At 36.8% G+C, this 16,173-nt stretch carries 7 protein-coding genes; 3 read left to right on the forward strand and 4 right to left on the reverse strand.

What is annotated here, in order from left to right; all coding sequences use genetic code 11:
* Positions 1 to 144 precede the first annotated feature (144 nt).
* Positions 145 to 1,095 (reverse strand): ADP-ribosylglycohydrolase family protein, encoded by a 951-nt coding sequence (locus D5R40_RS23040; RefSeq protein WP_124145567.1) that lies wholly within the window; start codon positions 1,093 to 1,095, stop codon positions 145 to 147.
* 728 nt (positions 1,096 to 1,823) lie between these two features.
* On the reverse strand, positions 1,824 to 3,197 hold the full coding sequence (locus tag D5R40_RS23045; RefSeq protein WP_124145568.1) for a nicotinate phosphoribosyltransferase: 1,374 nt from the start codon (positions 3,195 to 3,197) through the stop codon (positions 1,824 to 1,826).
* 477 nt (positions 3,198 to 3,674) lie between these two features.
* Between D5R40_RS23045 and D5R40_RS37100 the strand changes: the two genes are divergently transcribed.
* Positions 3,675 to 3,824, forward strand: a complete 150-nt coding sequence (locus tag D5R40_RS37100) for a hypothetical protein (protein WP_192901141.1) — start codon at positions 3,675 to 3,677, stop codon at positions 3,822 to 3,824.
* Between the two features lie 820 nt (positions 3,825 to 4,644).
* Here D5R40_RS37100 and D5R40_RS23050 read toward each other — a convergent pair.
* The gene (locus tag D5R40_RS23050) at positions 4,645 to 5,331 is read right to left on the reverse strand and encodes a diacylglycerol/polyprenol kinase family protein (RefSeq protein ID WP_124145569.1); all 687 of its coding nucleotides are present in this window, start codon (positions 5,329 to 5,331) and stop codon (positions 4,645 to 4,647) included.
* 500 nt (positions 5,332 to 5,831) lie between these two features.
* Positions 5,832 to 9,959, reverse strand: coding sequence for a PAS domain S-box protein (locus D5R40_RS23055; protein ID WP_124155274.1), 4,128 nt, complete (start codon positions 9,957 to 9,959; stop codon positions 5,832 to 5,834).
* 1,050 nt (positions 9,960 to 11,009) lie between these two features.
* On the opposite strand from D5R40_RS23055, the gene D5R40_RS23060 reads away from it, so the two are divergent.
* Positions 11,010 to 13,751, forward strand: a complete 2,742-nt coding sequence (locus D5R40_RS23060; RefSeq protein WP_124155275.1) for a bifunctional aconitate hydratase 2/2-methylisocitrate dehydratase — start codon at positions 11,010 to 11,012, stop codon at positions 13,749 to 13,751.
* 220 nt (positions 13,752 to 13,971) lie between these two features.
* On the forward strand, positions 13,972 to 16,173 hold a 2,202-nt coding region (locus D5R40_RS23065; protein ID WP_124155276.1), incomplete at its 3' end, for a DEAD/DEAH box helicase family protein.

Genomic DNA, 16,173 nt, shown 5'->3' on the forward strand with positions numbered 1-16,173 from the left:
TTATCAATGAATGAAGGCTCCGGTTGTATCTGTATCTTCTCCTAAATTTACTGCTTTTAGAACAGCTATTTTAGGGAATAGGTATAGAGGGAAGAAAAGAATATATATGAATCAGATAACTGCTATATCTTAACACCTCAATTCTCACATCTGATTCCTGATGGCTATAGCAGTTTCTAAACGAGTAGCTAAGTTGACTATATTATCTTTTCTAGCAATAACTTCTATCCACTCATTTGGCATATTTTCTATACCATAATAAATTCCTGCTAAACCTCCTGTTACGGCTCCAGTTGTATCTGTATCTTCCCCTAAATTTACTGCTTTTAAAACAGCTTCGGCAAAAGAATTTGTAGTTAATAAACACCATAAAGAAGCTTCTAATGTATCTAATACATAACCACCCGCATGAATTCTGGTTACAGGTAGAGATTCAATTTCTCCATCCAATACTTTTCGGAAACGAGATATCTCTCCTGCATACTTTTCTTGTGAATATACTTGTTGAATATTTTCAATTCCTTGTAAATATGCTTTCTTTACTTCTAAACCTTGTAATAAATAAATAGCTATACTGATATAAATACCACAAGCCATTTGTGACCTTAAATGACCATGAGTTATACAAGAACAATCATGGACTTGCTGAATTAAATCTGGAAATTCAACGTTTTTATAGTAATAAGCTAGGGGTAAAATTCTCATTAACGAACCATTGCCATTATTCCTATCTTCTTTACCTCCAGCTTCTATTGCTGAGACACCTTTTTTAATCCGAGAAATAGCTGCAGCAGTGGTACCTCCAATATCAAAAACTTTACCATGAGGAGTCCAATAATCTTCATAACGCCACCGATAAAAAGAGTGGGCGATCGCTTCTAAATCAAACCCTTCACACAGACATTCAGCTAAACATAATGTCATTGAACTATCATCTGACCAGGTGCCTGGTGGTTGATTATGTGCGCCATAACCAATCATTTCTGTGACAGGTTTAATTGTTCTTTCGTTGCGACTGGAAAATTCGACAGGTACGCCTAAAGCATCTCCAATACACACGCCCATTAAACCTGATAATACTTGGGAATTATTCATAGTTTGATCTCAATTGAAGTTAAATTGTTTTACAGTGCTTTTCATTAGATATTAAAGAGGGAGTCGGGAGTCGGGAGTCGGGGAAATAATTGATAATTTATGGATAATAATTGATTTTATTTTTTATTTTTGGAGATATTTAGTAGTTAGTGATTATTTTTAATATCATGTTTGTTTAATTAGCAGTCGTAAAGTTCTTAGGTGGTAGGTATAAATTCAAGCTCGAACACTGGAAACGGAGCAGAAATTTGGTATATCGCTTCAATAGAACATTTTCCTCATTTTCTCTTAATATTTATTTTTTAAGTATTTTATATCATGTCCGCACTTTATTGTTTGTGTAAAACCAAGGGTGAATATCTACAGGAAATTTAAGTTTTTTCAAGCTTTTAAGCCTTCTTCCCTCTTCCCTCTTCCTTCTTCCTTACTTTCGCGCTTATAATACCGATGCTACCGGACATGATATTAGCTTGAGTTTTTGGCGTTGGTGATTTGAGGTTATAATATTATGTCTGGATAAGAGCGGAATAGAACTCCGTTCCACACTCCATGTTTTCGATGCGGAATGCTGCGCTTGACCTGTCGCATACCGTTAACGTGCGTTGTGCGCCAGCTAAACAAAAAAACTTTCTCCTTCTACTACTCTTTACTTCTTCTTTCTTTCCTCCTGAGGACTGAGGACTGAGGACTGACTCCTAAATAATTAAGATTAATGTTATACACGCTCTTCAGCAACGCCGAGTTTTTTGTGTAATTTCTTGTAAGTTATCAGAAATTTTCATTGGTAACAAATTAGGATTTTCTAGACTACGAATTTCTGGAGGCAAACTAGCAACAGAAGCAGCAGTACGTTTAGCGATCGCTTCTAGATTTTCCGATTTTTGCACTATTTTCCCATTTTTAACTACTTGTGACATTAATTTTATAAAAGAATCAGTCTGATGTTCTGTTTGATTCGATACATCTTCATCCATTAATCCCAAATAATCTTGTTTTAACTGACCATTTTCCAGATATCTATATATTTGTTTTCGACCAGGATAACTCACTTTCCCCGTAGAATTTTTCATCACCGGAATGCCGTCTATTTCTACCAATTTATAAACTCCATTGACAGGGGCACCAGTTACCAACTTAGTACCAATACCATACCCATCTATACAAGCATTCTCCCGCTGAAGTCTAGCTATTTCCCACTCATCTATATCTCCACTAGCAAAAATTGTCACTTCTGGTAGTAGCGATCGTACCTCCTGGGATAATTGGACTAAATTTCCTGAATCTAACCTTACCCCACTCACCTGCATATCATCCTGCTTGACTCGTTGTGCTAATAGGTGAGTAGCTGCCGACGTATCGTAAGTATCTATCAATAGGGGTGCTTCAGGAAAATATCGTTGAAAAGCATGAAAAGCATCCTCCTCCGTGCCTTCAACGGCAGATATTGCCATCACCAAAGCATGAGCCATTGTACCTACTGGTTTCCTACCCAGTTTCAAAGCTGCCAAAACATTAGAAGTAGCATCCATTCCACCTGCTAAAGCAGCACGAGCCGCCCAAACACTAGCTTGGGGACTAAATGCACGTCTAGTGCCAAATTCAAATAACTTTGCATCATGGCCTGCAATATCCCGCATTCTAGCTGCTTTTGTAGCAATTAAAGTTTGGTAGTTGAGAGTATTCAATAGATATGTTTCCACTAACTGTCCTTGCCAAAGTGGAGCTTCTATCCGCAGTAGGGGTTGGTTCGGAAATATAGCTGTTCCTTCTGGTACTGCCCATACATCTCCAGTAAATTTAGTCTCTGCCAAAACCGACCAAAATTTATTAGGAACATTAGCAAATATCCCAGTTGACTGTAAAGCCTCAATTTGTGCGTGGTCAAATCGAAATTTTTCTAAATAGTCTAATACTTGTGCTAAACCCATGGCAATGAGATAGCCAAAACCGACCGGGAGTCTTCGCACAAATACTTCAAAATTAGCTTGCCGTTGGTCTATTTCTTCCCCAATATAACAAGCTGCCATTGTTAGTTGGTAGAGGTCTGTTAACAAACTGTAATCTTCTGGCGAGAGAGAAAGTTCTCGATCTTCTTGTGTCATTGGACAACTTCCTAACTAAGCTCTTTATGTTAATTATAGTAAAAATTACTATATCTGTCCAGGTGATTTTGATAATTCTCCATAAAACTATTAGTAACTCTTATGCTTCTTTGACTTCTAAAGTTATTTCTAGCCAGATAAGGCTCTATCCCAAAATTTATTGGCGATAAATATAGTAGCTTTAATTATAATCAGCCTTACATTTAATACTTTTGGCATCAAGATGTTATACTACAGTTGAAATTCTAGAATAGATAATCCTGTGAGTTTTAACCTAGAAAAGTATCAGCTCAAAGTAAATTCTTGTAAATATAAAACTATAATTATTCACATTTTATGTCGATCCCTATAGTCAGTAGTTACGAAATAATACAACCTCCAAACAAATATTACAACTATCATCAAGTCAGAGAATAAGCAGCTAGAATAAAAGTGTAAGGAAATCAAAGTTTTATTGACAAAAAAGAGGTAAAAATTATGAATATTTTCCAATCTATTGAAGAGGCTGTTGTTTATATATCAGAAGCAATTAGCCGCATTTTTGGTCCTAGCGATGATATGTATCCAATGATTGGTGTAAATCCTTTTGAAGGAGACCCTTATCACGGACCTAATTGGGCAGAGTAATACAAAAGGTTCAGTAAAATTGTTAGCTTAGTAGAAAAAAATAAGTTTTGTCAGAACTATTGAGGAAGGAAGGACTAAAAGACCGAAACAGTGAATCGGGATACTGAACAGTTGACGCTCCTCTCTGTCGATCTCTAATCAATTTTAGACACCGCTTATGATGCACGTGGGTATTAAACCTATAAGGGAAAAGATAATATCAAGTTAAATTAATTAACCATAATGTAGGGACTAATCATCGTTAGTCCCTATAGCTTTACCAGAAGCAAAGTTTATGGGGTTGCACATTCTGGAATGATATTGGCAAAAATTAGTTTAGACTCTGACTAAAAAAACCTAATATTAATCATTCTAGCAATTGATTAATCCACAATCCAATTCAATCAAAAATCTCAAATCATTCGTCGCTGTGCAACGCCAAGTTTATTATGCTTGTTCAATGAGACTTGATATAAGTAGTTTAAAACCTACATTCGGCACTTCAAAGCATAATATAAAGGGCAAGTAGTCAGTAGTCATTTAGGAGAGCCGTCGGATTGGCGACATGCATTAGTCAGTAGGGAATGATGCTGACTAATTATCTGACTGCATCAAGTATTTATGCTTAATTTATTCAATTTAATTTGGCTTTTGTCTCAGTTAAATTATCATCATTTATAGAGTATAAATACTGAGCAAACCACTGATATTTGTGATACTTTTTATGTGAAAAATTGAGGTGCGGAATCTGAGTTAAAAGCTTAAAAAAGGATATATAAAATATTAATATTTTATATTATTTATATACCTATTACTAAGTTATTTTTTCTGTTGCCTACCTCTATAAAAATAGATTTAGCAAAAAGCATAGAGCAGCACTACCCAGTGGCACAGTTAAATTATCAATACCAATTTTTGATAAGGTCTCCAAACCAGTAGCAGCTAGTGCCACAGGAATAGCAACGACCCAAGTTTGCCAAATATTGCCTTGTACTGCCAAAAGAATCAAACTACAAATAGCATAACTAACCAAACACATAGTTAGGGAACCCTCCCAACTTTTCTTCATTCCCCAAACTTGATAAGGATGTTTGCCAAAATTTTGACCAATAACAGCAGCTAAACCATCGCCCCAAGCCATAATTAAAATACCCAGAGCTGCATATTGAGGTTGTTCGAGAAACCAAAAACAACCGATAAGAATGCCAATACTAACTGCATAGAAAAATGTGCCTAAACTTTTGCGTCCCACACTATTAACACTGGGAAGAATGGGAAGTCGGTAGGAAATTAAAGCGATCGCTGCTGAGAGAATTCCAGCCATAATACCTACCCATGCCGGAATTTGTAACCACCAAGCTAATAGAATTACATTACCTGTGCCAATATGAACTACTTTTCGTGATATTTCTGGGTCTACTTTGGCAAAACGGTTAAGTACTTCAGCAAAAATTAAAATAATTCCTAACCATGCTCCGACTAGAAAAACTTGGATAAAAATATTGGGAAATGTACTGATTATTGCCACTATTAATTATATAAATTATTAACTTAATTCAACAGAAATAATATTACCAAATAATATCAGGACTTATATCATGTCCGGTTGAATAATTAGACTTTGGTGGAAGGAAGGCAGGAGGCAGAAGGTTTTCTCAAGAGTGTCACCTTAATTTTATACACAAACGATGCTACCGGACATGAGATTATGCAAAATATCAAATTATACGCCATCTGTAGGGAGTGAAGGCCGTTAGGCTCTACTAGATATAGTGCTTGTGGTAATATCATATCCGGATAATTAGCGATAGAATTCTGTTCCGCGCTCTGCGTTAACGTAGTTGTGTACCAGCAAACAAAAAACTGTCTCTTTCTTCTGTTTTTTCTTCCCTCCTGACTCCTTTGCTAAAGATGTCTATTAGACATCTGGTAAAAATCAAAAATCAAATCAATTCTTATCCATAAATTATCAATTATTCCTCTCTGTTCCCTGTTCCCTGTTCCCTGTTCCCTCTTTCCTGAAAATATCTATTGCAATATTTGATGATAGTTAAAATTACGAAGTAGTTTAGTTGCTTGGTAACTATCCACTGGTTTTGAAAATAAATATCCTTGTCCTTTTTCACATTTAAGTCGCTTTAGTTGTTGCATTTGCTCTTGAGTTTCTATTCCTTCTGCAACGATGTCTAAGCCTAAATTATGAGCTAGTGCAGTAATGGCACTAACAATTTTTAACGACTGACCAGTAACATTCAGGTCTAATGGGCTAACAAAAGAGCGATCAATTTTCAAACTATTAATTGGGAATTGGTGTAGATAACTTAATGATGAATAACCTGTACCAAAGTCATCAATTGATAATTTAATATTTCGATTTTTCAATTGATTCAATACTGTGGTTGCTAAAATAACATTTTTCATAATCACTGTTTCAGTAATTTCAAGTTTTAAATAATTAGGTTTACAGTCTGTTGCTTGCAAAATTTCGTCAATTTCTTCTACTAAATTTGGTTGTGAAATTTGGTGACTAGAAAGATTAACACTCATGGTCAAATTGTAGTTAGGAAATTCACAAGTAGAATTAAACGCAGGACAATTAGTATGACATTTGCCATTGCCATTGTTAACTTGAGATAAACAGTTAGATGTTGAGGATATTTCTTGAGTGCTATTAACTATAAACTGACAATTGTTTTCTTGATATTTATGTCCAAAGGACTCTTGCTGCCAAATAGTTAATTGATGACAAGCAGCTCGTAATACCCACATTCCTAGAGGAACAATTAAACCAGTTTCTTCTGCCAGAGGAATAAACTGTCCTGGAGAAATCAAGCCTTTAGTTGGATGATGCCAACGTATCAAAGCTTCAAAACCTGTAATTTTACCTGTAGATAAACAGATAATTGGCTGGTAATTTAAGATAAATTGAGAATTAGCTGGATCTTGTTTAATCATTTCTACAGCTCGTCGGAGGTCATTTTCTAGCTCCAGCAAGGATATAGCTTCGTCGTGCATGATCAAATCAAATACTTCATGTCTGGCTTTACCAGAAGCTTTAGCCCTATACATAGCAATATCTGCATCTCGTAGTAAGTCTTCTGGATTGTTGTAGACAGGACAAATAGGGGGATAATTTTTATCGGTATGATTATGATTAGCAAAATTTCCGCGACTGTGAACAATACCAATACTAGCTGTAGTAAAAATTTCATGTCCTTCTATATAAATTGGTTTGGCAAGTTTTTGATTAATTTTACGAGCTACTCTAGCAGCATAGCTAATGTCCGGTGGATACTCTAATAATATTGTGAATTCGTCTCCTCCTAATCTTGCCAGAGTATCTGATGCTTTAATACAACTCTGGAGTATCTTGGCGATCGCTATTAATAGTTGATCTCCTATATAATGTCCTAATGTGTCGTTAATTACTTTAAACCGATCCAAATCTAGAAAAAGAACAACAAACTCATAATCTAAATGTTGTCTAGACCGACGCAGCGCTTGTTCTAATCTATCAAATAATAAGGTACGGTTTGGTAAACCTGTCAGTGCATCATGAAGGGCGTCATGGAGCAGTTTTTGCTGTGCTTGTTTGCGTTGAGTGATATCTCTAATCATTATCTGCACTGCTGCCTTGTCATAATAAGTATAGGGTATTCCAGTTATTTCGACATCTATAATTTCTCTATCCAGGGTGATTAACTTTTCTTCTTCTAAATGTGTTTGTTGTCTTTGGTGCTGAACTTTTTGCAGTCTCTGCTTCTCTAATTCTATGTAGTCTGGGTGAATAAATTTCCAGATCGATTGACCAATAATTTCTTTTGGAGATTTTGCACCAAGTAACTGAGCACCAGCAGTATTGATATAGACAATTTTTTCCATCCAAATTACTGATATTGCTTCTGGTGAATATTCTACTAAACGACGGTAACGTTTTTCGCTTTCTCGCAGTAACACTTCGGCTTGCTGACGTTCTAAATCTATTTGATGAGCTGTAATAAATTTGCCAATTCCTTGAGCCATTAATTCAATAATTTCTTCTTCGTAGTATTCAAATTCTTTAATTCTTGCTTGGGAAGATAAGAAACATAAAGTACCATAGATTTGATGATTTACAAATATTGGAGTACAAATATATACTTTTATGGGCATACTTTTTGCTTCCGAGGGTTCTAACTCATCAATACAGATTGTTCTTTTTTCTTTAACTACTCTATTACAGAAAGTATCACATAAATTAAATTTTCTTCCTGGTACAAAATAATCCTGCTTTGATTTTACAGCTCTGATAATATATAATTCCTCCTTTACTTCACCAATAATACCAGTATCCGTCCCGAAAATTTCACAACCAGCTTGGAGATAATCAGCAAAAAGTTCTTCTATATTATTGTAATTACAAGTAGCAATTCTATGTAGCTGCTTTAGACTAGAACTAAATTGTTCTAAAGCTTGGGACTTAATAAATAATTCTGCTTCCCAACGGAATCTTTCCGTAACATCTGTTTGAATACCAATAAAATGTGTTAAATGCTTTTGAGAGTTGTAAACTGGTGCAACGAATAGTTCATTCCAAAAATCTGTGCCATCTTTCCGTACATTTTGCAAAATAACATGACATTCTTGACCATGTAAAATGGCATTTCTTAACTTAGAAATTGCTGGCTGATTTGTTGATTTTCCCTGCAAAAATCGACAATTTTTGCCAATTAGTTCTTCAGTTTGATAACCTGTGATCTGTTGGAAACTAGGATTAACATAAATAATGGGATTATCTGGCTGAGTAGCATCAGTGATCACGATGCCATTGTTACTACTATCAAGAGCTCGCTTCATCAGTTCCAAGTGTTCCTGATTAGCATGACGCTCAATGGCAGTTGCGATAATATTAGCGATCGCTTCGAGAAAGTATATTTCATCCTGGGTAAATTCTCGATGTTCACAACTATGAACCCCCAAAACACCCCAAGCTTTATGAGTAAGTTCGGGATCGGTTGTTTGATATGCTGTAATTTTCAAGTTAGGTATGATCAAAGTAGCACCACTAACGATGTGATGGTTATGTAGGAGAGGAGAACCTGAAAAGCTAGTTTCCACAGGAAAATCTTTGACCGTAACTGGTTTGTCAACAAAAAGAGTATAACCAGCTTGAGACTTTTCTCTGGCAGCAGTAATTGTCGCTTTACCAACCAATCCTTTTTTCCAACCTACTCCAGCACGGAGGAGCAGAGCATTATTTCCAGGTAACAACTCTAGAATTTGGCTAAATTTTACATTCAAAGTTTTGGCAATTATGGTGGCAGCTGTATCAAGCAGTGTATGATAATCTGATGTTGCTATAGCTTTTTGCCCTAACCATGCTACTGCTGCTTGTTGACGTTCGCGAGATTTGAGGCAATCTAAGAGTAGGTCTTCATTTACTTGCGCTTGCTTTTGCTCTTTAATATCTCGGTTAACTCCTATAGTTGCAACTATCTGATGAGATTTATCTAGCATCGGTACAACTGTAGTTTCGCATATGCCTTCACTACCATCTTTGCGAATAAAGTTTATTTCTCCTGCCCAGCGACCATCTTCCTTCATCTTCTTGAGAATTTCCTGAGTTAACACAGAAGCTTCTTGCGGTTTGTGTAAAATGCCTGGAGTCTTACCCAAAACTTCAGTTTTGCTATAGCCAAACATTCTAGTTGCTGCTGGGTTCCAATCAATAATATGACCATGAATATCCGTAAGAATTACCCCATCATAGATATTCTCAAAAGTTAAAGCTTGTCTTTTTAGTGACTGTTGGGCAAATTTGCGTTCTGAGATGTCCAAAAATATTGACAGTATTGCAGTTTCCCCATTAAACTTGATGGAATGCATTGATGTCTTAGCCCAAAATGGTGTGCCATCTGCTTTTTTTAAGTACACTTCGCGGTCTCGCACTACACCTCCTTGATGCAGATTTGCGAACAACAATTCACATTCTTGAGGATTACAGTAAAAACCTGATTTGGGACGACCGATTAATTTTTGACCAGGAAGTCCAAAGGTAAATTCAAAGAGTTTGTTATTGAAAAGTATCACACAATCAACTGCACGGCTAATTACTATTGCTACTGGCATTACTTCCGCAATATTCTTCCACAATTCTTCATTTTTTCTTTTTTTCATAGCTTACTTAAAACCTATATTTTAACTTTTTAATTTATTTATAAAGTTGTATTTTTAAAGTTGTATTTTTATCATTTTCTTTGTGGGTTTAATACCCCACCGTCTACACGGTGTTCAAAATTACTTGGGGTTAGAATCCCCATGTAATTTTCCTCCTGTCTCCTGTCTCCTGTCTCCTGTCTCCTTCTTCAATGATTTATTTTAATTTTATTTTGATTGTCTTTTCTGATTTTTTTGCTGATTATGTTACACTACCGATCTGAAATAATTAGCGATCCCTAATCATAAAAGTGACATTTATTACATTCTCAAATCAAATAGCACCTGAAAAAATTATCACACCCCGATCAAACCTGATAATCATCTTGTGATAGATTATCAATATTGCAACATAAACTTATTTTAATCTCAATAATTAAATCTTAAAGTAATTTGTAAATTTTTTTTAATATTTTTTCTAAAGATTTATGAAAATTAAAGTAGGTAATTGAAGAAGGAGACAGGAGACAGGAGACAGTCGGAAAATTACATGGGGATTCTCACCCCAAGTAATTTTGAACACCGTGTAGACGGTGGGGTATTAAACCCACAAAGAAAATGATAATATGTCAAGATTAGTTATATAAGCGATCGCTGCCACAAAAAAGGCAATTGCTCACACAAATAATTTCATGTTGGTAGCAATCAAAAATTAGCCATAGCACACAAATATAGTCTAGATAAACTATTTATATAAAGTTTTGATGAAGAAGATAAATAGATTTTAGGTAATGGTTTAATGTTCGCCCTCAGATTTAAGCCCTACTAATTGTAAGGATTCTAAGCAAGGTCTTCTACAATTAGAATCTCTGGAGCGTAGCAATCAGAATTTTATAGACAATAGTTTATGTAAAAAAGACAACTGGAAAAGCAATAATGAAGTATTGAAACCTACTGTTTTTTTAGTTAGGTTACCATTCTATATTGGTGGGATATTGGATCAGATATATCCCTGAAAAAAATATCTAAAATTATAGAATTGACGATGTAAACCTGGAGGACACCCGAACAATGTTAGACAACTATGAAAATCACGTTAAACAACGGGCAGATTTAGGAATTCCACCACTGCCACTAGACGCCCAACAAACATCAGAATTATGCGAACTGCTGAAAAACCCACCTACGGGAAAAGAAGAAAAATTAATGGCATTACTGCGCGATCGCGTACCACCAGGAGTAGATGAAGCAGCTTATGTCAAAGCAGGATTTCTCACAGGTATTGCCAAAGGAGAAATTACCAGTCCTCTAATAACTCCCACCTACGCAGTCGAATTATTAGGCACAATGGTAGGTGGATACAACGTTCAATCCCTCATTGACATCCTCAAATCCGAAAATCCCGAACTGGCAAATATAGCAGCTCAAGCTTTAAGCAAAATTCTGCTAGTCTATGATGCCTTTAACGATGTTATAGAATTAGCAGAAACGAACCCCTACGCCAAACAAGTAGTAGACTCCTGGGCAGCAGCAGAATGGTTTACCACTCGCCCCCAACTCCCAGAAACAATAACAGTCACTGTCTTCAAAGTTCCTGGGGAAACCAACACTGACGACCTGTCACCTGCTCCCCATGCCACTACTCGCCCCGACATTCCACTCCACGCATTAGCGATGCTGGAATCAACAATGCCAGAAGGTTTGCAAACTATTGCCGACATTCCACTCCACGCATTAGCGATGCTGGAATCAACAATGCCAGAAGGTTTGCAAACTATTGCCGACATTCCACTCCACGCATTAGCGATGCTGGAATCAACAATGCCAGAAGGTTTGCAAACTATTGCGGAATTAAAACAAAAAGGTTATCCAGTTGCCTACGTTGGGGATGTTGTCGGTACTGGTTCATCCCGGAAATCTGCCTGTAACTCCGTGTTATGGCACATTGGAGAAGACATTCCCCATATTCCCAATAAGCACTCTGGTGGATATATTCTCGGTGGTAAAATTGCTCCGATTTTCTTCAACACTGCTGAAGACTCTGGCGCATTACCCATTGAATGTGATGTTACCAAAATGGAAACAGGGATGGTAATAACTATTCATCCCTACAAAGGCGAGATAACTAACGAAGCAGGGGAAACAATTTCCACATTCACCCTTAAACCAGAAACTATCTTCGACGAAGTACAAGCAGGTGGACGTATTCCCCTATTAATTGGGCGTACCCTCACTGACAAAACTCGTAACGCCCTGGGATTAGAGACCAGCACTGCATTCACCCGTCCCCAACTACCAGCAGAAACAGGTAAAGGTTTCACCTTGGCACAGAAAATGGTGGGTAAAGCTTGTGGTTTACCAGGAGTTCGTCCGGGAACAGCTTGCGAACCATTGATGACAACAGTGGGTTCTCAAGATACTACCGGACCTATGACCAGGGATGAAATGAAAGAACTCGCCTGTTTAGGTTTCAGCTCCGACTTAGTAATGCAGAGTTTTTGTCATACTGCTGCTTATCCCAAACCAGTTGATATTAAGACTCACAAAGAGTTACCCGATTTCTTTTCTGCTCGTGGTGGAGTGGCGTTACGTCCGGGAGATGGAATTATTCACTCTTGGTTAAACCGGATGTTGTTACCGGATACAGTGGGAACTGGTGGTGATTCTCATACCCGTTTTCCTCTGGGAATTTCCTTTCCTGCGGGTTCTGGTTTGGTGGCATTTGCCGCAGCTCTGGGTTTGATGCCATTGGATATGCCAGAATCTGTTTTGGTTCGGTTTAAGGGTAAGTTACAACCGGGCGTAACATTGCGGGATATTGTCAATGCTATTCCCTATGTGGCAATTCAAAAAGGGTTGTTAACTGTAGCGTTAGAGAATAAGAAAAATGTGTTCTCCGGACGAATTATGGAAATGGAAGGTTTGCCAGATTTGAAAGTTGAGCAAGCTTTTGAATTGACTGATGCGACTGCGGAACGTTCCTGTGCTGGTTCCACAATCAAGTTGGGTACGGAGACAATTTCGGAGTATTTGCGTTCTAATATTGCTTTGTTAAAGAATATAGTAGCGCGGGGTTATTCAGATGCACGGACAATTATGCGTCGGGTTGCCAAGATGGAGCAATGGTTAGCAAATCCAGAGTTGATGTCAGGGGATGCGGATGCAGAATATGCCGAAATTATTGAGGTAGATTTGAACGAAATCAAGGAACCTATTGTGGCAGCACCCAACGATCCGGATAATATTAAGTTGATGTCGGAATGTGCGGGGGATAAAATTGATGAAGTGTTTATCGGTTCCTGCATGACGAATATTGGTCATTATCGTGCTGCTGCCAAAGTATTGGAAGGTGCAGGGCGAGTCAAAGGTGTATTGTGGATATGTCCGCCAACTCGCATGGATGAGAAACAGTTGCGCGAGGAAGGAATGTATGGGGTATTTGCTGCTGCTGGTGCGCGGACGGAAATGCCTGGATGTTCTTTGTGTATGGGAAATCAAGCGCGGGTGAAAGATGGCGTGACTGTGTTCTCGACTTCGACACGGAATTTTAATAATCGCATGGGTAAAGGTGCCCGGGTGTATTTGGGTTCCGCTGAGTTGGCGGCGGTGTGTGCGCTGTTAGGTCGGATACCTAGTGTGGATGAGTATTTGGAGATTATGAAGGAGAAAGTCGATCCGTTTGCGGCAGATTTGTATCGGTATTTGAATTTCGATCAGATTGCTGGTTTTGAGGATGAAGGGCGAGTGATTCCGTTGGAAGAGATGCCCAAGATTGAGGAGATTCTGGGGATGCCAGTTAGTGTTGGGAAGTAGTAGAACAATGAATAATGAATAATTAATAATTAATAATTACCTCTTCTTTTCAAGGAGAAGATTGACTAAAAATAATTTTTTTTCTTCTGCTTTAAAGGAGAGGCTTTAAACCTTAATTATTCAGTAAATTAAGTGAATTGAGGGTGGGTTAACTCCCGCCCTCTATTTTGAAATTAAAGCAGTATAATGAAGTAGTATTTTTTCACAAATTCATATAAATATGGCACTAAAAAAGACTAGGCATTCAACCATAATACCTGAAACTCCAGAAGCACTTTTCCGCGACTTAAGAAATCGAAAAATAGAAGGTCTTCTTTCTCATCAAGCAGACATATTACGAGAATATCAAAAAGAAGAAACTTTGAACAAATCTAATGTAGCTTTGCAACTTCCTACTGGCAGTGGTAAAACTCTAGTTGGATTATTAATTGGGGAATGGCGACGACGAAAGTTCAGAGAAAAAGTAGTATATCTTTGCCCTACTCGTCAATTAGTTAATCAAGTAGTTGAGAAGTCTATTAATGAGTATGGAATAAAAGCGAAAGCTTTTACTGGAAAACAAAAGGAATATGATCCTAGAATCAAGACAGAATATAGCCGTGGAAAAACTTTAGCTGTTACTACATATAGTGGTCTATTTAACACCAACTCATTTTTTCAGGATGCAAATTTAATTATATTAGACGATGCTCATGCTGCCGAAAACTATGTCGCTAAATTTTGGTCAATATTAATTGAGCGAAAAAAACATGACTCACTTTTCAAGAATATTGTATCGTTTTTAAGACCAATTCTTTCAGAATCAGACTATTCAATATTTTTTAAAGAATCCCCAGATATATCTGATAAAAGTTGGGTTGCCAAAATCCCTACATCAGATTTATATGAAAAAATACTAGAGTTAATTGAACTAATAGATGGATATACTTCTGATGATAGCTGTGATTCTAACATGAAATATCCTTGGTCTGTACTAAGAGATCATCTTTTTGCCTGCCATATATATTTGAGTTTTAACGCGATATTAATTAGACCTGTAATACCTCCTACTAAAACACATAAACCATTTTCACAAGCAAAACAACGTTTATATATGTCTGCAACTTTAGGAGAAGGAGGAGAAATAGAGCGTCTTTTCGGTATGGAAAATATAGTTCGTTTACCAGTACCAGAAGGTTGGGATAAGCAAGGAATTGGTCGTCGTTTTTTCTTTTTTCCTGAAAGCTCTCTTAATGAAGAATCATCCTTAAATTTAGTAATGAAAATGCTCCGTTCAACTCCTCGCTCTCTTTTCTTAGTTCCAGATGATGAGCAAGCAGAAAAAGTAAAAAATAAGATTAAAGAGCAGACAAAACACCAAATATTTGAAAGTAAAGAAATTGAAACTTCTAAGCAAGATTTTATTTGCAAAGATGGAGCTGTTGCTGTCCTAGCAAATAGATATGATGGAATCGATCTACCAAAAGATGAATGTCGGTTACTAATAGTTAAAGATTTGCAGCGAGCTACAAATATTCAAGAAAAATTTTTAGTTACCCGTTTGTGTGCTGCTGTAATTTTCAATGACAGGATTATAACTAGAATGGTTCAAGCAGTGGGGCGTTGTACAAGGTCTGATACTGATTATGCAGCAGTAGTTATATTAGGAGATGAGTTAAAAAATCTTTTGCTTAATCCTGACAAACAAAAGTTTTTACATCCTGAATTACAAGCGGAAATTGAATATGGAATTGAGCAATCTGAAGCAGAAAAAGAAGAAACATATTTTGCGGAAATTGAATATGGAATTGAGCAATCTGAAGCAGAAAAAGAAAAAGAGAGGAATTTTCTTGAAAACCTTAATATTTTTTTAGAACATGGAGAAAAATGGAATCAAGCTGAGGAAGACATAATTTATCATAGAGGAGCATTAGAGCAAGCTAAACTACCTGCAATAGAAAAGCTGAAAGAAACTGTTTCTGATGAAGTAAAATATCAGTATTGTATTTGGCATCGCAATTTTGAAGAAGCTCTAGCTAAGTGCGAAAGTGTTTTTAGTCAGCTTAATCAGGTAAATGATGAAGAACTTAGAGGTTACATAGCTTTTTGGTACTATCTTGCAGGAAGTGCTGCATGGATGGGGGCAAAAGATGGAATTACCTCTATGGAAAGTAAGGCAAGAGATTATTTTAAACGTGCTGCTAAAGTTGCTCCAGAGGTTACATGGTTTTCACGACTTGCTCGATTGTCATTAGAAGATGAAGTTCCTCAAGTCGATCCAAGACTTAGCAAAGTGATAGAAGGTTTAGAGCAGCGATTAATCAAATTAGGTACAAGGAATAGTACAAAATTTGATAAAGAGGTAAGAGCAATTTTTGATAATCTAAATCCCCCAATAAAAGATCGGCAAAATCTGACAGATGAGGGGCGTAACAAGCTAAGT

Origin of the sequence: Okeania hirsuta (genome assembly GCF_003838195.1) — a bacterium.
Lineage (GTDB): Bacteria > Cyanobacteriota > Cyanobacteriia > Cyanobacteriales > Microcoleaceae > Okeania > Okeania hirsuta.